The organism is Mammaliicoccus sp. RAM2 (assembly GCF_045897195.1).
GTDB lineage: Bacteria > Bacillota > Bacilli > Staphylococcales > Staphylococcaceae > Mammaliicoccus > Mammaliicoccus sciuri.
In genome coordinates, this window is the sequence record NZ_JBJNWI010000002.1 from 302,035 (window position 1) to 324,256 (window position 22,222).

The following is a 22,222-nucleotide window of genomic DNA, read 5'->3' on the forward strand; positions in this document are numbered from 1 at the left end:
GTGAACACTTCTGCCTAAACTTGTTCATAACGAGGGCGTTGTGAACACTTTCGCCTACACCTGTTCATAACGAGGGCGTTAATTACAAAAGTCAGCTGAAGTGTTACTATGGGCGTCTATAATTACAAAAGTCGGCTGAAATGTTACTATGGACCGCCTTAATTACAAAACTACTTAGAAGTGTTAATACCGGTATCCTTATTTGCACTTCTAACTAAAACTGCTAATAACACCCCAACTTCCTTCTAAAATAAAATAAAAACTCTGCATAAATCCCGTAAGATTCTATACAGAGCGTAATTGTTTATTTTAATAAGTCTTTTAATAAATCTACTTTATCTAATTGTTCCCATGGTAATCGAACATCTGTTCTACCGAAGTGACCGTATGCTGCTGTCTTTTTGTAGATTGGTTGTCTTAAGTTCAACATTTGAATAATGCCTGCTGGTCTTAAATCAAATACTTCTCTTATTTTTTCTACTAATACAGTTTCTTCTACTTTACCTGTACCAAAAGTATCTATTGAAATGGATACTGGTTGTGCTACTCCAATTGCATATGCTAATTGAACTTCACATTTATCTGCTAATCCACTTGCTACTATATTTTTAGCGACATATCTAGCAGCGTATGCACCTGATCTATCTACTTTAGTAGGATCTTTACCACTGAAACATCCTCCGCCGTGTCTTGCATAACCACCGTATGTATCTACAATGATTTTTCTACCCGTTAATCCAGCATCTCCTTGTGGTCCGCCAATTACAAATCTACCTGTTGGATTGATAAAGAATTTAGTTTCTTCATCTAATAATTCTTTAGGTACGATTGGATAGATAACATGATCTTTAATATCTTGTTGAATTTTTTCTAATTCAATTTTTTCATGATGTTGTGAAGAAATAACGATTGTATCTACTCTTACTGGTTTGTCATTTTCGTCATATTCAACTGTTACTTGTGTCTTACCATCTGGACGTAAATATTCTAAAGTACCGTCTTTACGTACATCTGTTAATTTCTTCGCAAGTTGGTGAGCTAAATATCCTGGTAAAGGCATGTATGTTTCCGTTTCATTTGTAGCAAAACCAAACATAAGACCTTGGTCACCTGCACCAATTGATTCTATTTCTCTATCTGATAAATCATCTCTATCTTCTAGTGCGCAATCTACACCTTGTGCAATATCTGGTGATTGCTCATCAATAGCAGTTAAAATCGCCATCGTTTGGAAATCATAACCATACTTCGCTCTTGTGTATCCTATATCTTTTACTGTTTGTCTAACTACTTTGGGAATATCTACATATGTTGAAGTCGATATTTCCCCTGCAATTAAAGCCATACCAGTTGTTACTGTTGTTTCACAAGCGACTCTTGCTTTAGGATCGCCTTTTAATAATTCATCCAGGATAGCATCGGAAATTTGGTCCGCAATTTTATCTGGATGCCCTTCTGTTACTGATTCTGATGTGAAGAGTCTTCTATTCTTTGACATAAAAAATCTCCTTTAAATAAAGTTGTACGGTCTCTTCCTCAGCGCAAATAAAAAGTGCCCTCTCTCAATAAAGATATAGAGAGAAGGCACACTCGTCCATTCGCTCTTATCGTTCAGACAATATTGGTCTGCAAACGGTTTGGCACCTTTCTTTCATTAGAAAGAGGTTGCTGGGTTTCATTGGGTCCATGTCCCTCCACCACTCAGGATAAGAGAATCCGTCAGAAATGATAATACTAAAGTTTTCATAATATGTCAATGGAACGAAACACATTCAAATTTCCAAAAATTTTTTATAACAAATTTACTCATTAGTATAGACTATATATTTTAATGTGTTATACTAATTCCATGAAAATGCTTACAACACTAATATTAGACATGGGGGTCGTCATTTATGGCAATACAGTCAATTACCGAATCAATCGAACTTTCAAACCTTTTAAAGAAGGACACAACACTACAGCAACTTTCTAGAACTGAATTATATAATCACATTCTAGAAGCAGGAGAAGGCGTATTAACAGAATCTGGCGCAATCAGAATGGAAACTGGTAAATACACAGGTCGCTCTCCTAAAGACAAATTTATCGTTAAAGAGGAAGATACTGAACAAGATATTGATTGGGGTACAATCAACCAACCTATCTCAGAAAGTAACTTTTTAAATTTATATGACCAAGTTATTGACTACTTAAACCAAAAATCACAACTTTATGTCTTTAATGGATATGCAGGTGCAGATGAATCATCACGATTAAATTTACGCGTGATTAACGAAATGCCTTGGCATAATTTATTTGCACAGAACATGTTTATCCGCCCAGAAACTAAAGAAGAAGCACTTAATATCAGCCCTAATTTCACTGTTATTAGTGCACCAGGATTTAAAGCTGATCCAGAAAAAGACGGTACAAATTCTGAGACATTCATTATAACTTCGTTCAAACACCGTGTCATACTAATTGGCGGTACTGAATACGCTGGTGAAATGAAAAAAGGTATATTCTCAGTAATGAACTATTTATTACCTAAAAAAGGCATTATGAGTATGCACTGTTCAGCAAACGTAGGTTATAACAAAGATGTAGCTTTATTCTTTGGTCTATCTGGTACAGGTAAAACAACGTTATCTGCAGATCCTAATAGAAAATTAATCGGAGACGATGAACATGGCTGGAACGAAAATGGTGTCTTCAATATTGAAGGTGGTTGCTACGCTAAAACAGTAAGTCTTAGTCGTGAAAAAGAACCACAAATTTACGATGCTATTCGTTATGGTACAGTTCTAGAAAATGTTACCGTAAATCCTAATGGTTCAGTTGATTATGACGACACTACATTAACTGAAAATACAAGGGCTGCATACCCAATAGATTTTATCGATAATATTATTACACCATCAATAGCTGGTCACCCAAATACAATTATCTTCTTAACTGCAGATGCATTTGGCGTATTACCACCTATTTCTAAATTAGATAAATCTCAAGCTATGTATCATTTCTTAAGTGGTTTCACTTCTAAGTTAGCAGGTACAGAAAGAGGCGTAACAAGCCCTCAACCAGTATTCTCAACATGTTTCGGTTCACCTTTCTTACCATTACATGCGACTGAATACGCTGAATTACTTGGTAAATTAATTGATGAACATAATGTAGATGTTTATCTTGTAAACACTGGTTGGACTGGTGGCGAATACGGAGTAGGTTCAAGAATGGATTTGAAACATACCCGTTCAATGATTCGTCGTGCAATTAGTGGAGAAATTAAGAATTCAGAATTTGTTCAAGATGATATCTTTGGCCTTAATATCCCGAAACATGTACCAGGTGTACCTTCGGAAATATTATATCCACGTAATACATGGGTATCTTCTGACGCATATGACGAAAAAGCAAAATTACTTGCTAAGAACTTCAAAGAAAACTTCAGTAAATTCGGAGAGTCTTCTGAACATATTCAAGAAGAAGGCGGATTTACGTATAATCGCTTATAAAATACTAAAAGAGCTTGGGCCTTATTGGTCCAAGCTTTTTTCACATTTATACATCCATTCTTTGATTTGTAACAATGTTTGCTTTTCTATTTCTGGTCTTAAAACATGCCCTTCTCCATTTAAATAGATCGTTTGATGTTCAACCGCTTCTTGCTTTAAATGTTCTTCTAAATGATATGCCATGTTAATATTTACTTGCTTATCTTTATCACCATGAACGATTAATATAGGTGGACTGTCTTTATGAATAGATTGCAATGCATTTCTACGTGCATAAGCTTCAAATTGTTTTTTAGGATGTCCAACCATTCTTTTTAACATCCCTCTTAGATCTATTCGTTCTTCGTACATCATTAGTAAATCTGACACGCCGCCCCATATAATATAACTCGTTGCTTTCACTTTTTGATACGTAAGTAGGCCTTGAATACCTCCTCTAGAGAATCCAATCATATGAACAGGAACATTTGGATAGTGTGATTTTAATATTTCTATCCCTTCTATAACATCATGAAGGTCATCACCACAAAATTCGTCTCTACCTTCACTACCGTTACTACCTCTGTAATAAGGTGCAAATACAAGTGTATGTTTATCTTTAAATTGCGCCATACGACCTGGTCTCACTCTACCTACTTGTCCTTTGCCACCACGTAAATATACAACTATGCGATTAACACGTTTATTTGGTGTCATCAACATGCCTCTGACTTTCAATTCATCCACTTCATATATCACTTCTTCAGTTAGATGATGATTAAAGAAAACTGGCATTTTTTTCTTACTGTAGAAATCCAAGTTTATACACCCTTTCAACGCACTTTAATATTGCTGTATCTTTTAAAAGAAAGCTCTTTTCTTCTTCAGGTATATCATTGATTTCTTTAGCAATAACGGGTCCATAAGTTTCGAAATATGCTTTATTGCTATCCAATGATTCGACCTCAATAAAATAGACATCTTTATTAAATGGGATTTTATCATGTACAGTATATGAAGCTATAAACGTTATATTTTTAGCGACCGCACCCGTTTCTTCATATAATTCACGCTGAACAGCCTCTTTATTCGTTTCATTTGGTTCAACTTTCCCACCAGGAAATTCGATACCTCTTATCTTATGATGCGTTAACACATATTCATTATTAAAAATCGGAATACCAAGAACATGTTTCGCATTTTGTTGATCTGTTGGACATTTATATACTAAATCAACATCCAATCCATTTGGATCTTTGTAGCGCATGATACACGACCTCTTTCTTCAATTATGATAAACTGTATATACATATTATTAGGAAGGTAGAAGATATTGAAAAAGTTAACCTTAACGACCTTAGTATTAACAATTACTCTTATTCTAGCAAGTTGTAGTCCAGAAGGTCAAAATAAATTTGATGATAGTAGCGATGCTATCGAAGCTTTTCAAAAAAACATTAAAAAAGTAGATTCACATTCGATTAAATCTAGTAACGAAACAACAGTTGATTTTCAAGATAAAAAAACAACGCTTAAACAACTGTCACATGGCCGAACAAACCACCATGATAAACTTGCATTTAATGTCGAACAAAAAAGTAATACAAAACAAATTCCAGTGCATAATAAAAGTGTTTGGATTGATTCAAACGAAATCAAATCCTCCCCTAAATCTAAGTATTTAAATTTTCATGCAAAAAATGCCGAGATCGATTATTATCAAAAAATTGGGCAAGATTGGTTCGATTTAACGACTTTTAATCAAAGTTTACTAAAACCTATTGAAGATGATGTCACTTTAGAAAACAATACTCTTTCATATGAAGGTACAGGAAAAGTTATGGAGTATCTCTATCAACTAGGATTTAGTCAATCACCACTGGCAGATCAAGCGTCATTAAGCAATATTAATGACTTAAAAATTAAAAGTGGTAAGTTTAAACTTACATTCCAAAAAGACAAAACATTACCAAAAACGTTAACCTTTAACATTAAAGCAACTGGAAAAATTAAAAATGAAACGATTAACATCCATATGAAACAGACAACAGCTTTCTATAAATTCAATTCCACTGATGTTAAACCATACCAGAACTTAACGAAAAACAATTATAAATAGGAGCATTGATATGAAAAAAGTATTTATTAAATTAATACGCCTTTATCAACGATATATATCCCCATTGACACCACCTACATGCAGGTTCCAACCTACATGTTCTAACTATGCTGTTGAAGCTATTTCAGAATATGGTGTCATAAAAGGAACTTGGTTAGGTACGAAACGTATCTTAAAATGCCACCCATTTCATCCAGGTGGATACGATCCTGTTCCACCTAAAAAAGATTCATAACATTTATTTAAAGGCATATGCGCTAAAAATTTAGCACATATGCCTTTTATTTTGTTAATTTATCTTTATCAACGATTGGTGGCAAATATTTAATTTGATGACCTTGAGTCTTTGCACTATTAACAACGAAATCTTCTGTAAAGTAATAATCACTTGGTGTTACATCACTCGGATAAGAACTTTGCTGAGCTAAGTATGCAGTATAGTAACTACTGAGTCCAAATTCATACATCCCACCTATGACATATTTAAGTTGATGTTCGCGACAATATTCTATAATTTCAAGCGCTTTATCTATACCTCCAACACGTGAAGGTTTAATCACAACACCATCGATCAGGTTATGCTGATTAAATTGAATAATTTGCTCTAAATTTAGAGCACTTTCATCAATAAATACTGGTAACTTAAGCGCACTAATATGCTCAAAATAGTCCTCATATTTAGAAAATGGCTGCTCAATATATATAAATTGTTCATCTTTAAATGTATTTAATAAAGACACATGTTCATGATTTAACACACCATTTGCATCAATCGCTCTTTGTATTTGTGGATAATGTTCTGTTAAAAAATCTATATCTCGATTAACTTCTTCATGCCATTTTAATTTAATTCTCGTTGGTAATTCACCATTATATTGCTTAAAATAGTATTCAATATTTTGATTAATTGTTGCACCATATGCCACTTCAATCGGCTTTAACTCATGGAATTTCTGAAAGAATATCATAGACATAACGCTACGTGCATTCGGATATTCGATGAGTTCATCTATTAATTCACAACATAATGGATAACTATTAAAATCAACAAATTCATGCTTTTCAAACCATTTTATTAAAGTTTCTTCAACTTTATCTATTGTCTCGAAATGATACCAGTCACTATTAAACGCATTACATTCACCATAATACGTAGACCCATTCATATCTTGCCATTCTACAATTAATGCTTCTCGCTCATTTAATGCTATTAAAGGTGTTCGTATCGGTACTCTGAAAGGTGCTTTGAATCTATAGAAATGCAAACTATTTTTTCTCATTCATGACCCACGCCTTTACTTTATATCTTGAAAGTTTACCAGTTGAAGTTCTTGGAATTTCGTTTATTTTATAAAAGTATTTTGGGTGTTTATACTTTGCTAATTTATTATTGAGTATATTTTTAAATGTATCATCTTGGATAGTCTGTTCCGCTTCATACACTAATGCAGGTACTTGACCCCACTTTTTATCATCAACTGGTACAACAACACAATTTTGAACATCCGGATGAATTAATATAACATGTTCAATTTCAAATGGATAAATATTTTCTCCACCACTAATGATTAAATCTTTTCTTCTATCATAAATATATACATAACCGGAATCATCTATTGATCCAACATCACCTGTTTTAAAATAACCATCTTCAAATGTATCTGAATTCTGACTACCTGTTAAATAGCCATTCATCACATTGCCACCGGATACAGCGACTTCCCCATGTCCTTCTTCATTTTGATTTAAAATTTTGAGTCTTACATTTGAAGGTACTTTCCCTACTGTACTTGGTTCTTCACGTAACATCTCTGGACTTGCTGTAACAAACTGAGAGCATGTTTCAGTCATACCAAACGAATTATATATCGGCAATTGATTGTCTAACGCTTTATTAATCATCGTTTCAGATAACTTTGCGCCGCCTAACAATATTTTTTCTAATTGATATGGTCGTGTTAACTCATCTTGCATCAACCATTGTAGTGTTTGAGGCACTAATGAAATATGTGTGATGTTATCATTTTTAATTAAATATATCACGCGATCAACATCAAATTTCGGTTCTAAAATAAGAGTAAAACCTTCAATTAAACTACGAATTAACACACTTAAACCTGAAATATGGTATATCGGTAATACGGACAACCATCTCGTTGATTCATCATAGCCGAGACTTTCTTTGCAACCTATTGCACTAAAATAATGATTTGAAAAAGTTTGTGGTACAGCTTTTGCAGGACCAGTTGTACCAGAAGTAAACATAATCGTCGCAATATCATCCATATCAAACGTAAAATCATAATCCTCATGTTTAATGTCGTCCAAATATATATCCTCGATATCGATACAATTTTGTTTAATATGTAAAGGTTTATACGTAAAGACAGTTTGAACACCAATACTGTCCAATTGTTGTTCAATTTCGACTGGTGTTAACTTTGTATTAATCATAACCACTTCTACATTTGCTAACCAAGCTGCAATGATAAGTGATGCATGTTTAATATCATTCTTTATATATAGTCCAACTCTTTTCAATTGTAGTTGCTTAATGTAATGTGCTTTGTTTTTAGAATCGTTAAATAGCTCTTTATAAGTTAATTCAACATCACCTTGTTGAATTGCAATTTTATGTGGTGTTCGAGACACCTGTTGTTCAATCCAATGTTTCATCGTTTGGACCTCCTTATACCATTATTCATTATAACGATATTTTTGAATTTAAACATAAAAAATGCTTTAAAACATCAAAAAACCTAGGTGACAAATTCACCTAGGTTTTCAGCATATTAGATTGATTCTTTTTCTCTTCTTTGTGTAACGAATCGTTCAAGTAATAAGAAGACAAGGCCTATAATTGTTAAGAATGGCGCGACTAACGCTAGGTCCTTAACTTCTAATTGACTTACTACCATACCGCCGATGAACGCGCCAAGAGCATTACCGATGTTAAATGCAGATTGATTCATCGTACTAGCAAGCATTGGTGCATCTTGTGAAATGACCATACTTTTAAATTGTAATGATGGACTCATACTAAATCCAATCAAACCAAATACAAAAATACCAACAACCATTAGCAAGCTATAATTTTGAATAAAGTACATCATAAAGATATATATTGGAAAGACGACAAATATCGTATTCAATGCTTTATTTAAATTCCAGTCTGCTAATTTGCCACCAATAATATTACCAAATGTTACACCAACACCGAATATAATAAGCACAAATGAAATCCAACGTTCTTCTATATGCGAAACGTTAATTAATATTTGAGAAATATACGTGAAATAAGCAAATACACTACTGAATCCGAACAGTGTTACACCTAGTGTCAGCCAAAGTTTAACATCTTTTAATACACTCAATTCATTTTTAATTGAAATCGGCTGTGTATCTTTTTGATTAGGTACAAATCGAATAATACCTATTAATGTTAATAATCCTAGAACACTAATAATAATAAATGTCATTTTCCAGCCAAAAATTTGGCCAACAAATGTTCCGAATGGTACACCAATGATGTTGCTCATTGTTAATCCCATAAACATTAAAGCCATTGCACTTGCTCTTTTATGAGGGGGTACCATACTTGCTGCAAGTATTGAACCTATACCAAAGAATGAACCGTGTGCTAAAGCGGCAATAATTCTACTTAACATAAGCGAACCATAATTAGGCGCAATACCACCTATCCCGTTACCTACTATAAAAATAGCCATTAATAAGACGAGTAAATTTTTTCGAGGTAATTTATAAGTCGCTAACACTATAATCGGTCCGCCAATTGCAACACTCAATGCATAACCTGTAATCAATTGACCCGCATCGGATACCGTTACATCGAGATCTCTTGCTATATTAGGTAACAAACCCATGATTACAAATTCAGTCATACCTATCGCAAAAGCACCAAGGCTAAGTATCCAAATCGCTAAAGGATATTTTTTCATGTCTCAACGCTCCTTTAATCTTATTATTTTAATCAGATTTATCCATATTAGTACTTTTGCTAAGCAATTACAAGAGTTTTTTTGAATTTTGTATAGAAAAAAACCTGAGTTAATTTTTTCTCAGGTTTTTAAACGTTTTCATTATTGAGTTTGTATCCAACCTATTCCAATCGTGCCATATCCAGTATGAACAGATGCTACTGGAACTAACGGTTCGATATATACACTTACATCTTTATTTAAAGTTAAAATACGCTCTTTCCACACATGTGCTTCTTGCTCATTCCCAGCATGTAATACACCAATATGTGTAACACCTTTATCAATAATTTCTTTAATATGTGTGATTAAATAAGCTTCTATTTTCTTGTTGCCTCTAGACTTAAGTTCTAAGTCGATTGTACTGTTCTCTAATTTCAATAGTAACTTAATATGAAGCAAACTACTTAATAAATATTTGCTGTTCGAAACCCTTCCACTATTCTTTAATTGTTGTAAGTTTCTTGGCAACAAATATAATTCACTTGTATGTTTAACTTCTTCTAACTTATTAATGATTTCTTCAAATGAATAGTCCTCATCATAAAGTTTTCTACCATACTCGACTAATTCTTTTTGAGGAAAGCTACCTGTTCCACTATCAATTACATGAATTTCCATTGGGAAAGATTGTGCAGTTGATAGCGATGATGCATATGTGCCTGATAAACTACTAGAAGGATGAACTGCAATAACATGTGTATAGCCTTCTTCTTGAATTTGCTCATACGTTTCAATAAAATCTTGAGGTGTAGGTTGAGCCGTTTTTGCACCATTACCATTTTCTTTTAACATATCAAAAAATAACTTTGAACTTTCAAATTCTGAGTCTTTATAAGGTTTGTCATTAATAATTGTAGATAAAGAAACGACAAATAAATCTTTATCATCCATATTTTGATCAATATAAGTTGTTGTATCAATTAACCACGCTAATTTCATTACTTCCTCCATTGTATATACAATAAATGCATTCACTTTATAACTAAGTATTTTTAACCTAACTTAATTAATAACATATAATCAATATTGAAACAATTAAAAACAGAACAGATAAGTTAAAGCAATCATATAATAAATACTATAAATGTAATTCTAGTATAATAAATAACCAAACATATAGAAAACGTAATACTTTCACAACAATGAATAAAAATAAATCTCTAAAAAAATCCATAAAAATTATTATTAAAATATATTATTTACAAGATTTAAAAGTTTATTAAAAAATGATGATAACCTATACGCATTTAACCTTCATATGCTATCATTTTAATATTGATAACTAGATAGGAGTCATAACAATGAGTTTATTAAAAACAGAACTACAAGAGAAAGATTATCCACTTGCGTTAAAAATTTGGGAACGCTCCGTACTCGCAACTCATCACTTTTTAAAAGAGGAAGACAGAATTGCATTAAAAAAAGAAATACCAACATACTTTAAATACGTAGATGCAAACTTATGGCTATACGTTGGAGAAGCTGTTGGATTTTCAGGTATCAATGAAGATAACTTAGAAATGTTATTTATAGATCCTGAACACTTTAGAAAAGGATTTGGAACTGAGATACTTCAACACTTGTTAACAGAAGATCATATCCAAAAAGTTGACGTAAACAAAGATAACGAGCAAGCCTTGAACTTTTATATCAAAAATGGATTCAAACCATATAAAGAATCTTCACATGATGAACAAGGGAGAGATTATCCAATTATACATCTAAAATTATAATTTAAATTGAGGTTTTGCTTATGAACAAACAGACAAATATATTGTTACTTATTTCAGTTATTGCCATTTCACTAGCTGCAATATTGGTAAAGCTATCAAACGCCCCTTCTAGCGTGATAAGCATGAACAGGATGTTTATAGCAGTCATCTTACTAGTACCTTTTGCATATCGATATAAAAAAGAAATCTTTAAATTAAGTATTAAAGATTTTCTATATCTTGTATTAGCCGGTCTATTTTTAGCACTTCATTTCGGATTATGGTTTGGTTCATTAAAATTAACAACCGTTGCTAGTTCAACAGTCATATTATCTTTACAACCCATTATTGCGATTATCGCAAGTTTCTTATTTTATAAAGAAAAAATAATGCTAAAAGTTTTGAGTACAATTTTAATATCATTTATCGGTGTTGTAATCGTAAGTTGGGGCGACTTTAATTTAACTGACTTAACTGTAATGATTGGTAATGTATTGTCCTTATTAAGCGTAATATCTATAGTGTGTTACCTAATGATCGGAAAGAATGCAATGCTCAAACTCACACATTGGTTTTATAGCATCATTGTGTTCTTCTTAGCAGGCGTTTTTTTACTCATTTATAACATCATTACGCATGCTACATTAGTAAACTATTCAATGAAAGAATGGCTCTTATTTATATCATTGGCAATTTTCCCAACAATAGCACACGTCATATTTAATTATCTCTTAAATATAATCAATCCAACAACCATATCAATGAGCATGCTATTAGAACCCGTAGGCGCCTCAATACTAGCAATATTTATCCTTAAAGAATACTTAGGATACGTACAAATACTCGGTATCGGTATCGTACTCTTAGGTGTGTATTTCTTCTTAAAAGCACAGAAAACTGAAGTGACATGAATATTTAAGAATATTTAAAGGCTAGGACTTAAATAAAAAAGTCCTAGCCTTTGTTTTGATTTGATATTAATAAATATATTATTTACTTTTTGTTATAAAATCTAATAATTTAAACATCACATCTTTATTTACTTTAGGTACTTCATAGTCAATTATTTCTTTAGGTGTTTGATTCAATACAGAATCTACTGCATAAGAAAAGTCATTCGTAACAATTTCTTTAACATCAAAAGGTCCAGGTTCAAAATGAAATTGTAAGCCAATAACATTATCTTTTAATAAGAAGCCTTGGTTTGTTAAGTACTCACTTGAAAATAGCAATTCTGCATTTTTAGGAATTTGGAATGTTTCTTCATGCCAATGCAATGCCATTAATTCTTTCGGTAGATCCGGTATAGTATCACTTTCAATGTAAACTTTATCCCAGCCCACTTCTTTTACTGGTGATTTACTCACTGTATAACCTATTGCTTTTGTTATTTGTTGAGCACCATAGCAAGCTCCAAACATTGGTTTGTTATCTTTCAATAACTCTCTTATTAACTCTCTTTCTTTAAAAATCCAATCATCTGTATCATTCGGACTCATTGGACCGCCCAAAATAATTAGTAAATCAGTTTCTTCAGCAGAAGGTAATACACCATTATAAAAATACGGATGATAAATATACAAATCATGTCCTCTTTCTTTAGCCCAATCACCTATTGACCCAACACCTTCATTTGGCGTATGTTGTAAAACATTTATTCTCATAAAATACGCAACTCCTTATATAATTAACAAATTCTAATAACTATATTATAAGCCATTTAAGCAAAATAATGTGAAAATCCTTTATTTCAGAAAAATTAAAGGCTAGGACTTTTTTACATCAGTCCTAGCCTTTGTTTTGCCCATATATCTTAACAAGGTTACAATAAAAATAGTAAATAAAACGTTAAACCAAGTAATGCTATACCAGTGGTATAGTTCAAAACCGTTCTGATCCTTATTCTTGTAATATTTGACAATGTGATCAACTCCAAATCTTATATTTCGTATGATTTTAGCGATTTTATCTGTTATCTATCACATTGAATTATCATACTTTAACAACTCTATTATAATATATTTTCTCTGAAATGGATAAAAAATAAATAATTTCAAAGGAATGATACACATGTCCAAATACACATTAGACAGCACTTTTTTATACATGGCTCTTATGACTTTGCCACTTATTTTTATAATGCCTGTAATGTTTAGTGTTCCACTTGTTTTATTAATTTTTAGTATTAAAAAGAAAGAAGACTAATATACTTTTATAAATACTCGTGTTCACTAGCGTTATAAATAATTAGAAAGGGTGAAATGATATTGAAAGCTAAAAAAATAGATAAAATGTTGTTTCAATCTAAATTCCCTGAAGTTGAGGTCTTACTAGAATCTGAAACATCAACTAAGATTGATAAAGAGTATGTAATAGGTTCAATATTTGTGACAATACAAGAAATTATATTAGTGCAGCATAAAGCAAATTTAACTTTTCAAATCCCGTGGTCAGAGATTGTTTCATTAGATACAATAGAAAACTTTATTTCTAGTAAATTAATTTTAGATTATGGTGAAAATCGAATGTTAATCTTTTCTTTTTCATCGAGTGATCCAGTTCATGCAATTCAAGTATTTTACAAAACTTTAAAGCTAGAAAGAGAGAATAATCATTATAACAATGATGATATAAAAGCACTTCAACATAAAAATGAACAATTGATTAAAGAAAATTTTCAATTAAGAAATGAAATCATTAAATTAAATGAAGAGAATCGCGTGCTTCTTGATAATATGCATAATCAAAAATCTTATATACCACCCTATCGTGCGCCAAGAAGTACTTATAATCGTTCAAATAATTCAGTGGATTTAAGTTATACAAAAGTACGAAAATTAACAGATTCCTTTATTGTTCTAGATTTCGAAACTACAGGTTTAAAATATAACGAAAACGAAATTATACAATGTGGCATTATTGAATACGAAGATGGAAAAATCATAAGTGAATATAATGAATACTTCAAACCAAGTAAACCAATAAGTAAAAGAATAGAAAAAATCACAGGTATTACAAATGAGTTTTTAGAAGATAAACCTAGTTTAGGAAAGAATGAATTAGAGGAATTATATAATATCATTAGAAGAAGAACGATAGTCGCACATAATGCACCATTTGATATGAAGTTCTTACTTTACCAACTCCAGATCAATAATATTGAACACGAGAAATTGAGAGTTATCGACACACTTACTTTTTCAAGAAAACTAATCAGAGAAACACCTAATCACAAACTACAAACTTTAAAAGAACATTTCAATTTAGACGATGGCGAATCACATAACGCAATTAATGATTGTAGAGCAACCGGGAACTTACTATTACTTTTGATGAGTAGACAGTGATCAATAAAGTAGTAATATAAGTATCATTTTGGAGTTAAAATAAAGTCTTATTGAATTCCGATACTTTAAATTTAATTTCTTTAAGTTTCGCCTGATAAGTTATTGATAAGTCGTCAAATTTTTTTGAAGTAACAATATCTTTAGAATAAACAGAATGTAAATTCATTTTATTAGAAACAGTAGATATTGGTAACATCGTTAAATCACATTCAAAGCAATCTTTTTCAGCACCAATGATTAATACTGGCCGTAATTTATTGCCTTTTTTATTTGTTTTTAAATCAAAATATGGAAAACTTGCATATACTATTTTATTAATTAAATCACGAGGAGTATTAACTAAATCCAAGATGAACTTCCTCCTCATTTAAATCTTCAAATTCATCTATGTACATATCATAAACATGATTGTATAGCCCAATGCTTTTAGCATCTTCGATTATATCCTCTGGTGTTATTTCTCTATTCCCTATCTCATTATTGTTCAAATTAATTCTACTTTTTTTCCAACATTTTTCATGATGGGATAGTTCTCTTAGATACCAACCAGAATACATGCCATATTGAGAGATAACATTATTAATGACATATTTTTCAGTATCATTTAATTTATCAGTATCGCTTGGTTCATACATTTCATCTAAATAATACCTTAATTTAGGTATAACCGGACCAAATTTCCACCCTTCGATTCTGTCATTAAAAAGAACCTCGCCCGTTAAAGCTAAAGGTTCTCTTTGTGTAAAATATATTAACTTTTGTAATTTCAATTCGTTATTTTCAAACTTAGTACCAGTTTTAAGTTCATATGAGTATATAAGGTAATTAGCAACATCTTTAACATCTGCCATTAAAATCACTCCTATCTCATTTATAATATAATATTTTAGACTATAAGTTAATATCAAAATATACAAATTTAAAAAACGATTAAGAGCTTATCCTAATCCTTATTTCGCGTAAATATTTATCCACTATTTCATTTAAGAAATGCAACCTTTTTTATTAGTTTCCTAATCATTAATCTAGTATCATATAGGTAAACCCATTTAAAGAGGTGAAAAAATGAAAGAAACAGAGTTATTTCAAAGATTATTGGCTATATCAAATTCTGGGATCAATTATTCTAATGATCCTTATGATATAGAACGTTTTAATGATATTTATAACATTACTCAAGAATTTATAAATTCAAACCTAACTAATAATAATATTCACTTTGAAAAAGAAAAAGGATATCCCACACCTAAAGTAGATGTAAGAGCGGTAATACTAGATGACAATGACAATATATTGCTTGTCGAAGACGCAACGAGTAAAACTTGGTCACTTCCAGGTGGATTTGCAGATATCGGAATTTCACCAGTAGAAAACGTTATCAAGGAAGTCAAAGAAGAAACTGGATTAAAGATTTCTGTTAGTAATCTTATTGCAGTTTATGATACAAATAAATCTAATCCAGACAATTCATTAAATCATTATTATAAGCTAATTTATTTCTGTAATAGAGTTAGTGGAGAATTAACAACAAGTGTTGAAACCAGTTCAGTTAAATACTTTGGAATCAATAATTTACCTGAACTATCGACTAAAAGAAATACAACAAAACAAATTAAAGAATGCTTTGAAAATAGAATAAATCATACGATTATTGAATAATTAAGTAATAAAAAAGAGCAAGTGTCAAAAAGTAAGAGAAATTTTCTCTAGACACTTTTTTGACACTTGCTCAAACGGATCAACTTACCAAATGCAAGAAAATCCAGCAATATCAACGTCTTGGATTAGTTGATTATTAAGGTACAAACGGAGAGTGAGGGATTCGAACCCTCGAGACGCTTGTGACGCCTACACACTTTCCAGGCGTGCTCCTTCGGCCAACTCGGACAACTCTCCACAAACAAAAAAATCAGAAGCGATATTTCACCTCTGATTATATGACCCCTACGGGATTCGAACCCGTGTTACCGCCGTGAAAGGGCGGTGTCTTAACCGCTTGACCAAGGGGCCTTATGGCTCCACAGGTAGGACTCGAACCTACGACCGATCGGTTAACAGCCGATAGCTCTACCACTGAGCTACTGTGGAATAATAATGGAGCGGGTGATCGGAATCGAACCGACAACATCAGCTTGGAAGGCTGAGGTTTTACCACTAAACTACACCCGCTTAAGTAAATAATATATATATGGGGCGACTGATGGGAATCGAACCCACGAATGTCGGAACCACAATCCGATGCGTTAACCACTTCGCCACAATCGCCATACTTGTTTAAAAAAGTATGGCTCAGGACGGAATCGAACCGCCGACACAAGGATTTTCAGTCCTTTGCTCTACCGACTGAGCTACTGAGCCAAAATAAAAATGGCGGTCCCGACGGGAATCGAACCCGCGATCTCCTGCGTGACAGGCAGGCATGTTAACCGCTACACCACGGGACCATCATTAAAAAGTATTGCGGGAGGCGGATTTGAACCACCGACCTTCGGGTTATGAGCCCGACGAGCTACCGAACTGCTCCATCCCGCGCTAATAATAAGTAATTTGGCTACCTTATTAATATAACACATTCATTAATATTATGTCAATAAAATTTTAATAATTTTTTATTGAAAATGGTGACCCCTACGGGATTCGAACCCGTGTTACCGCCGTGAAAGGGCGGTGTCTTAACCGCTTGACCAAGGGGCCTCTAATTGAGAACTACTTAAGTATATATAGAAATATTAAGAACGTCAATGCTATTTCTTTACTTTTCTTAATAAAAAATTTGAACTTTTAACATCTATGTGACAATTGTCACTAAAGGGAGAAATAATCATTCAAAACACCCTCTTTTTTATCTTTAGAAGTATTATTTATTCATGATTTTTATTGAAAAAAGTGATCATAAAAAAGATTTTTAGAAATTGTAATTTTAATTCATGCATATACAGTATATCTATTTTACCCATTAATTCATTGAGTCTTAAAATAAGACAGGCAGCTAAATTGCTACCTGTCTTAATTATATTCATCGATATTCTTAGTGAATTTTTTCATCTTAATATTTAATTCTAACTTGTTTCTATGATTAAAAATACTTTCGGATGTGTTACATACTTCTGCTAACATTTTTTGTGAAATATACAGATTATATTTTTCCATTATGTGCTTTTTTATTTCATAACCTGTTAAGATATTTTCATCTATTAATAATTCAATTGCTTGTGATAACGCCAAGGGTTCAGTAACAGGTGTATCTGAATCTAGAGGCTCAGGGTTTCTCCACTTATGATAATTCATTTTTCTATATAATTGAGATTTCTTATCTATACTTAATAGGTTTAATTGATGAGCTCTTTCAATTATTGCAGCTATTGATACATTCCATTTTCTTTTTAAATTTAATAAGTTTGGTAAATTTAAGTTTATACTTTTAAAATCCTCACTAAAACTTTGTGAGGGCATCAAAAAGGATGCAGCAAATGCATTTGCTTCTTGTTCCATTACTTTGTATTCTTCTTTATCTAATTCCTCTGGAATGTAGTCTTGATGTAATACCCAATGTCCTATTTCATGAGCTAAACTAAATTGTTGTCTAAAGAAAGATCTAGAATTCCCAGTAACAATCGTAAAATAAGATTTATTATTTAATTCAGTTAACGCACTAAATGCGTCTACTTTTTCCTCATCATATCCAAATTTGACAGCTATTATCCCCATTAATTCTACAACTTCTATCATATCTTCAATTGGATCATCATGTAAATTCATTATTTCTCTAAGTTTTAAAGTTATTTTTTCGATATCATTTTGATCTGAAAATTTATCTACTTCAATTAATTGTGGAAATTCTATATATTCATCTAGAAAATCTCTAACTACAATTGAATATTTTAATAGATACTCTGCTGGTATCTTTGATTTCCTTGTTGCAGTTAATCTAGATCTGAAAAATGTTCCTTTACTTTCATAATTAAAATTTTCTTTAGTGTAAAAAAATTCACGTGGATAATTTAAAATACCGTTTAATAATAATGATTTTTCAGTACTTGGTATACTTTTCCCGTTTTCATATTTAGAAATCATTTGTTTTGTGACATTTAATTTCTCTGCTAGCTCAGTTATAGATAATTTATTAAATAATCTTGCTTCCTTAAGTCTTTCACCATTAAAAGATGAATTCATATTATTTCACCCTAATCTATTATTTCTTCAACCCTTTTATTCTAGGCTTAGGTTCTCTTGTTTTTGATATATTTTTCTTTTTGCTGTCTTTAGGTGGATCAATTTCAGGTTGCTCTTTTGATTCTTCATTATAAGAATGATCAATCAGCTCAGAGTAATCAAAAGTGTATGCCAGTTGTTGCCATTTGTTCACTATTATTGCTTCAAATGAAAATTGTGAAAAACCACATAGTATCACTCTTTCAGGCTTAATATCAAACTTTCCTATTAATTCTTCATTCATTTTTTCATACTCAACAATTCGTTCTTCTTCAGTTGAGTTTAATTCAAATAGTTCTGTTTGAATATTTGGCAAATCACCATTAACAACACTAGCAATTGAAGCATAATGTCCATTAAAAGGATACTTGATAATTTTATTTAAGTTTGGCTTTTTAAAAACTAAAAATAACTCTTTATTTTCTCTATGATAAGCTCCTATTGCTTCCCATAAATTACCTCTAGATATTTTAATTGATTCAAACCCATGTTCTCCACCCCAGTCAACTATTTTATTATATCTAATATCCCAAGTACTAAACCATTTTGAATTATGTGTATGTTCCTTTCTCTTTTTACCAACACTTACTGCCTGACTTTTTAATGCATCTGTGTCTGGGTTAATACAACTGTCTACTAAAAATTTTATACTTTCATTACTAGTTTTAATCATAATTTGCCCCCTTAGTTAGTTTAAATACAATATACCACAAATGTACATTTTCATAAATTATATATATAATTTAACTTTTTTCTTAAAAAAAGTCAACTATTTACATATAGTTATTCTTCTATATTAACTGTTGTAATAAAAATCATTCAAATGTACTATGAAAATAACTCATTAAAAAATACATCATTATTTTAGTGAATTAATTATCAGCCAATTTTTAAAGGATGAAATTTTATGTTAATTAAAAACAAGAATATGACAATACGAAACATGGAACAAAGTGACTTATCTAATTTAATAAAATGGTTTAACAATAAAGATTTAACAAAGATTTATGATGAAAGATTTGAAAATAATGATGCAATTATAAAAAAATACTTACCACGTATAAATGATACTGGTAAAGTAACACCTTGTATTTTAGAGATTAATAATGTTGCAGTCGGCTATATGCAGTTTTATAAAATTGATTCTTCTCTACATAAAAAGTTAAATTTTGATTTAGAACTTAATGTATATGGTATTGACCAATTTTTAGCAGATCGCTCTATATGGGGTAAAGGAATAGGTACAGAATTCATAAAAATGATATTAAATTACTTAGTATTAGAACTTAATGTGGATTCAATTGTATTAGATGTAAAAATTAATAATATTAGGGCTATTAAATCATATAAAAAATGTGGATTTAAAATTTTTAAGCAAGAAGATTCATATTTCTATATGGAATGGAATAAAGCAAATCGATAACCAAAATTATATTCTTATTATTAATTAGTATCTAAATTACTTCTGATATCTAGCTTGTTTACTCAATCTTGTAATATACGACGATTCTAAATTGCTTGTTTACTCAGTCTTGCAACTTACAATGGCTCTATGTTGCTTGTTTGGCCAGTCTTGCAATTTACAACGACTCTATGTTGTTTGTTTACTAAATCTTGCAATTTACAGCGGCTCTATGTTGCTTGTTTGTTCAATCTTGCAATTTACAGCGGCTCTATGTTGCTTGTTTGTTCAATCTTGCAATTTACAGCGGCTCTATGTTGCTTGTTTGGTTAGTCTTGCAATTTACAGCGGCTCTATGTTGCTTGTCACACTCCACTAGCAACATTCAGACCTCCAATATTGCTTGTCACGCTCCACTAGCAACATTCAGCCTCCTCCAACAACAAAAAAACAGAAATTCTAATGTTAAATTAGAATTTCTGTCCCGCTTCAATACGCTTCCATCCTCTTCCATGCACTTCCGCGCACTATCTACTTACAACTATTTAATTCAAATACTCTATCATCTTGTCACTAGCGTTCTTAGCCATTTGTACACAATCTGGTAATCCGACTGCATCAAATGATGCACCTGTTATGATAAGGTTATGATAATTCTGATCGATATGTTCTTGTATATCTCGAATACGATCGATATGACCGACTTCATATTGAGGCATGCTGTGTGGTAATTTCGTTACGATAGAGAATTCTGGTTCTCCTTTTATCGTCATGATTTTATTCAGATCATTTAGAGCGACTTGTTTCAATTGTTCTTCGTCTTTATGATGAATAATATTTGAGCCTGGTTTACCTACATACGCTCTTAATAAGACTTTTCCTTCTGGTGTTGTATGTGGCCATTTTTTATTTGTCCATGTACAAGCTGTGATGGCTGTATCACTTGTTCTTGCGATTACAAATCCAGTTCCGTCTTTATCATTAACGACTTGATCCTTATCAAATGCCATAACAACTGTTGCAACACTTGTTGAAGGCATATAGTTAAAGTAATCCAATTTAAGATCATCTTCAAACCATTTAACGAAATGTTGGTGTGGTATTGTAACGATTACACCATCATATTCGTGTTCTTCATTATTTATAGTTAAAATTGTTTTATTATCTTTTTCTACTAAATTTTGAACTGAAGCATTTAAATGTATTTGAACACCTTTATTTTCAAGACTATCACTTAAAGTTTGAATGAATGATTCAAGGCCATGTCTAAATTGTTTAAATTGGCCTTTTGGTTTGACTGTTACTTTTTTATCGGCATTATTTTTAGCTTTTTGAGCTATCATACCTTTTATTAAGCCACCCTCTTTTTCTTCTTGTTCTTTAAAATGAGGAAATGTTGTTTTTAAGCTTAATTTATCAATATTTGCACCATAAATACCTGCCATTAAAGGTTCGATTAAGTTTTCTAATACTTCATCACCTAATCTTTGTCTAAAGAAATGGCCGATTGATATATCTGTATGCATCGGTTTAACAGGTAAGAAATAATCTAAACCCGCTCTTAATTTAGCTGCTGGAGAAATCAATTGTGTTTTAAGAAATGGTTTAATTTCTGTAGGTATACCCATAATTGAACCACCTGGTATTGGATATAACTTATTATGGCTGTAAATATATGATTGCCCTGTTTTATTTGTTACTAAATCATCAGCAATCCCAATTTCTTCAGCCAATTCTGTCATAATTGTTTTTCTACCTAAGTATGATTCTGGCCCTAGTTCAATTGTATAACCATTTTTACGATACGTTTTAATTTTGCCGCCTACTCTGTCTGATTGTTCATATACATCAATTTGTGCATCTGGATAATCTCTTCTTAAATAATGGGCAGCAGATAACCCAGTTATCCCTGCCCCTATTATTGCAATTCGTTTTGACATACTTAACACTTCT

At 31.6% G+C, this 22,222-nt stretch carries 21 protein-coding genes, 9 tRNA genes and 1 riboswitch; of the genes, 8 read left to right on the forward strand and 22 right to left on the reverse strand.

Translation table 11 applies throughout. The annotated features are described in order from the left end of the window. Positions 1-304: 304 nt before the first annotated feature. On the reverse strand, positions 305-1,498 hold the full coding sequence (metK, locus tag ACJTHF_RS04670) for a methionine adenosyltransferase (protein ID WP_232157093.1): 1,194 nt from the start codon (positions 1,496-1,498) through the stop codon (positions 305-307). Between the two features lie 103 nt (positions 1,499-1,601). Further along, a riboswitch (SAM riboswitch) is annotated at positions 1,602-1,713 on the reverse strand. Between the two features lie 182 nt (positions 1,714-1,895). On the opposite strand from metK, the gene pckA reads away from it, so the two are divergent. Then, positions 1,896-3,497 (forward strand): phosphoenolpyruvate carboxykinase (ATP), encoded by a 1,602-nt coding sequence (gene pckA, locus ACJTHF_RS04675; RefSeq protein WP_048539512.1) that lies wholly within the window; start codon positions 1,896-1,898, stop codon positions 3,495-3,497. Between the two features lie 21 nt (positions 3,498-3,518). Here the strand turns inward: pckA and ACJTHF_RS04680 are convergent, their stop codons facing one another. Next, positions 3,519-4,295: an alpha/beta hydrolase family protein gene (locus tag ACJTHF_RS04680; protein ID WP_172968511.1), complete on the reverse strand. Its 777-nt coding sequence runs from the start codon at positions 4,293-4,295 to the stop codon at positions 3,519-3,521. Beyond that, complete coding sequence (ytkD, locus tag ACJTHF_RS04685; protein ID WP_048539511.1) at positions 4,279-4,743, reverse strand: RNA deprotection pyrophosphohydrolase; 465 nt, start codon at positions 4,741-4,743, stop codon at positions 4,279-4,281. Before ytkD ends, ACJTHF_RS04680 begins: the two co-directional genes overlap by 17 nt. Before the next feature lie 66 nt (positions 4,744-4,809). On the opposite strand from ytkD, the gene ACJTHF_RS04690 reads away from it, so the two are divergent. Together ACJTHF_RS04690 and yidD are read left to right on the forward strand one after the other, a co-directional pair. Continuing rightward, on the forward strand, positions 4,810-5,595 hold the full coding sequence (locus ACJTHF_RS04690) for a hypothetical protein (RefSeq protein ID WP_058591984.1): 786 nt from the start codon (positions 4,810-4,812) through the stop codon (positions 5,593-5,595). A 10-nt stretch (positions 5,596-5,605) separates the two neighbouring features. Next, positions 5,606-5,830, forward strand: a complete 225-nt coding sequence (gene yidD, locus ACJTHF_RS04695; protein WP_025905546.1) for a membrane protein insertion efficiency factor YidD — start codon at positions 5,606-5,608, stop codon at positions 5,828-5,830. Positions 5,831-5,876: 46 nt separating this feature from the next. Here the strand turns inward: yidD and menC are convergent, their stop codons facing one another. From menC to ACJTHF_RS04715, 4 genes are all read right to left on the reverse strand, one after another. Further along, positions 5,877-6,875, reverse strand: coding sequence for an o-succinylbenzoate synthase (menC, locus tag ACJTHF_RS04700; RefSeq protein WP_058591983.1), 999 nt, complete (start codon positions 6,873-6,875; stop codon positions 5,877-5,879). Beyond that, entirely contained in the window at positions 6,862-8,271 is a 1,410-nt protein-coding gene (gene menE / locus ACJTHF_RS04705) for an o-succinylbenzoate--CoA ligase (protein ID WP_078355936.1), read from the reverse strand. The genes menC and menE overlap by 14 nt, the downstream gene beginning before the upstream one ends. A 116-nt stretch (positions 8,272-8,387) precedes the next feature. Further along, the gene (locus tag ACJTHF_RS04710) at positions 8,388-9,554 is read right to left on the reverse strand and encodes an MFS transporter (protein WP_232157088.1); all 1,167 of its coding nucleotides are present in this window, start codon (positions 9,552-9,554) and stop codon (positions 8,388-8,390) included. 141 nt (positions 9,555-9,695) lie between these two features. Next, positions 9,696-10,535 (reverse strand): DegV family protein, encoded by an 840-nt coding sequence (locus tag ACJTHF_RS04715; RefSeq protein ID WP_106417457.1) that lies wholly within the window; start codon positions 10,533-10,535, stop codon positions 9,696-9,698. Between the two features lie 362 nt (positions 10,536-10,897). Between ACJTHF_RS04715 and ACJTHF_RS04720 the strand changes: the two genes are divergently transcribed. Continuing rightward, entirely contained in the window at positions 10,898-11,329 is a 432-nt protein-coding gene (locus tag ACJTHF_RS04720; protein ID WP_078355938.1) for a GNAT family N-acetyltransferase, read from the forward strand. Between the two features lie 20 nt (positions 11,330-11,349). After that, positions 11,350-12,219 carry a DMT family transporter gene (locus ACJTHF_RS04725; protein ID WP_078355939.1) on the forward strand — a complete coding sequence of 290 codons (870 nt, stop codon included), beginning with the start codon at positions 11,350-11,352 and terminating at the stop codon, positions 12,217-12,219. A gap of 78 nt (positions 12,220-12,297) precedes the next feature. Here ACJTHF_RS04725 and ACJTHF_RS04730 read toward each other — a convergent pair whose 3' ends face one another. Beyond that, entirely contained in the window at positions 12,298-12,972 is a 675-nt protein-coding gene (locus ACJTHF_RS04730) for a type 1 glutamine amidotransferase (protein WP_078355940.1), read from the reverse strand. 603 nt (positions 12,973-13,575) lie between these two features. Between ACJTHF_RS04730 and ACJTHF_RS04735 the strand changes: the two genes are divergently transcribed. After that, positions 13,576-14,655 carry a PolC-type DNA polymerase III gene (locus ACJTHF_RS04735; protein WP_171992076.1) on the forward strand — a complete coding sequence of 360 codons (1,080 nt, stop codon included), beginning with the start codon at positions 13,576-13,578 and terminating at the stop codon, positions 14,653-14,655. Positions 14,656-14,689: 34 nt separating this feature from the next. On the opposite strand, the gene ACJTHF_RS04740 is transcribed toward ACJTHF_RS04735, so the two are convergent. Together ACJTHF_RS04740 and ACJTHF_RS04745 are read right to left on the reverse strand one after the other, a co-directional pair. Continuing rightward, positions 14,690-15,004 (reverse strand): hypothetical protein, encoded by a 315-nt coding sequence (locus ACJTHF_RS04740; protein WP_078355942.1) that lies wholly within the window; start codon positions 15,002-15,004, stop codon positions 14,690-14,692. Further along, entirely contained in the window at positions 14,991-15,506 is a 516-nt protein-coding gene (locus tag ACJTHF_RS04745) for a Panacea domain-containing protein (protein WP_078355943.1), read from the reverse strand. Before ACJTHF_RS04745 ends, ACJTHF_RS04740 begins: the two co-directional genes overlap by 14 nt. Before the next feature lie 214 nt (positions 15,507-15,720). On the opposite strand from ACJTHF_RS04745, the gene ACJTHF_RS04750 reads away from it, so the two are divergent. Then, positions 15,721-16,314: an NUDIX hydrolase gene (locus ACJTHF_RS04750; protein WP_078355944.1), complete on the forward strand. Its 594-nt coding sequence runs from the start codon at positions 15,721-15,723 to the stop codon at positions 16,312-16,314. A gap of 148 nt (positions 16,315-16,462) precedes the next feature. On the opposite strand, the gene ACJTHF_RS04755 is transcribed toward ACJTHF_RS04750, so the two are convergent. The 11 genes from ACJTHF_RS04755 to ACJTHF_RS04805 all read right to left on the reverse strand — a co-directional run bounded on the left by ACJTHF_RS04755 (position 16,463) and on the right by ACJTHF_RS04805 (position 19,540). Then, a tRNA-Ser gene (locus ACJTHF_RS04755) sits at positions 16,463-16,551 on the reverse strand. Positions 16,552-16,593: 42 nt separating this feature from the next. Then, positions 16,594-16,665: transfer RNA gene (locus ACJTHF_RS04760), tRNA-Glu, on the reverse strand. A 3-nt stretch (positions 16,666-16,668) separates the two neighbouring features. Beyond that, positions 16,669-16,743, reverse strand: a tRNA-Asn gene (locus ACJTHF_RS04765). A 7-nt stretch (positions 16,744-16,750) separates the two neighbouring features. Next, positions 16,751-16,824: transfer RNA gene (locus ACJTHF_RS04770), tRNA-Gly, on the reverse strand. Positions 16,825-16,844: 20 nt separating this feature from the next. Then, positions 16,845-16,920: transfer RNA gene (locus ACJTHF_RS04775), tRNA-His, on the reverse strand. Between the two features lie 20 nt (positions 16,921-16,940). Further along, positions 16,941-17,013 (reverse strand) — tRNA-Phe (locus ACJTHF_RS04780). Positions 17,014-17,023: 10 nt separating this feature from the next. Next, positions 17,024-17,099, reverse strand: a tRNA-Asp gene (locus ACJTHF_RS04785). A gap of 14 nt (positions 17,100-17,113) precedes the next feature. Next, a tRNA-Met gene (locus ACJTHF_RS04790) sits at positions 17,114-17,187 on the reverse strand. Between the two features lie 87 nt (positions 17,188-17,274). After that, positions 17,275-17,349: transfer RNA gene (locus ACJTHF_RS04795), tRNA-Glu, on the reverse strand. 312 nt (positions 17,350-17,661) lie between these two features. Continuing rightward, positions 17,662-18,828, reverse strand: a complete 1,167-nt coding sequence (locus ACJTHF_RS04800; protein WP_078355945.1) for an XRE family transcriptional regulator — start codon at positions 18,826-18,828, stop codon at positions 17,662-17,664. Positions 18,829-18,847: 19 nt separating this feature from the next. Further along, positions 18,848-19,540, reverse strand: a complete 693-nt coding sequence (locus tag ACJTHF_RS04805) for a DUF5986 family protein (protein ID WP_078355946.1) — start codon at positions 19,538-19,540, stop codon at positions 18,848-18,850. Between the two features lie 234 nt (positions 19,541-19,774). On the opposite strand from ACJTHF_RS04805, the gene ACJTHF_RS04810 reads away from it, so the two are divergent. Further along, positions 19,775-20,290 carry a GNAT family N-acetyltransferase gene (locus ACJTHF_RS04810; RefSeq protein ID WP_078355947.1) on the forward strand — a complete coding sequence of 172 codons (516 nt, stop codon included), beginning with the start codon at positions 19,775-19,777 and terminating at the stop codon, positions 20,288-20,290. Between the two features lie 524 nt (positions 20,291-20,814). Here the strand turns inward: ACJTHF_RS04810 and hemY are convergent. After that, positions 20,815-22,209 carry a protoporphyrinogen oxidase gene (hemY, locus tag ACJTHF_RS04815; protein WP_078355948.1) on the reverse strand — a complete coding sequence of 465 codons (1,395 nt, stop codon included), beginning with the start codon at positions 22,207-22,209 and terminating at the stop codon, positions 20,815-20,817. Positions 22,210-22,222: the final 13 nt, after the last annotated feature.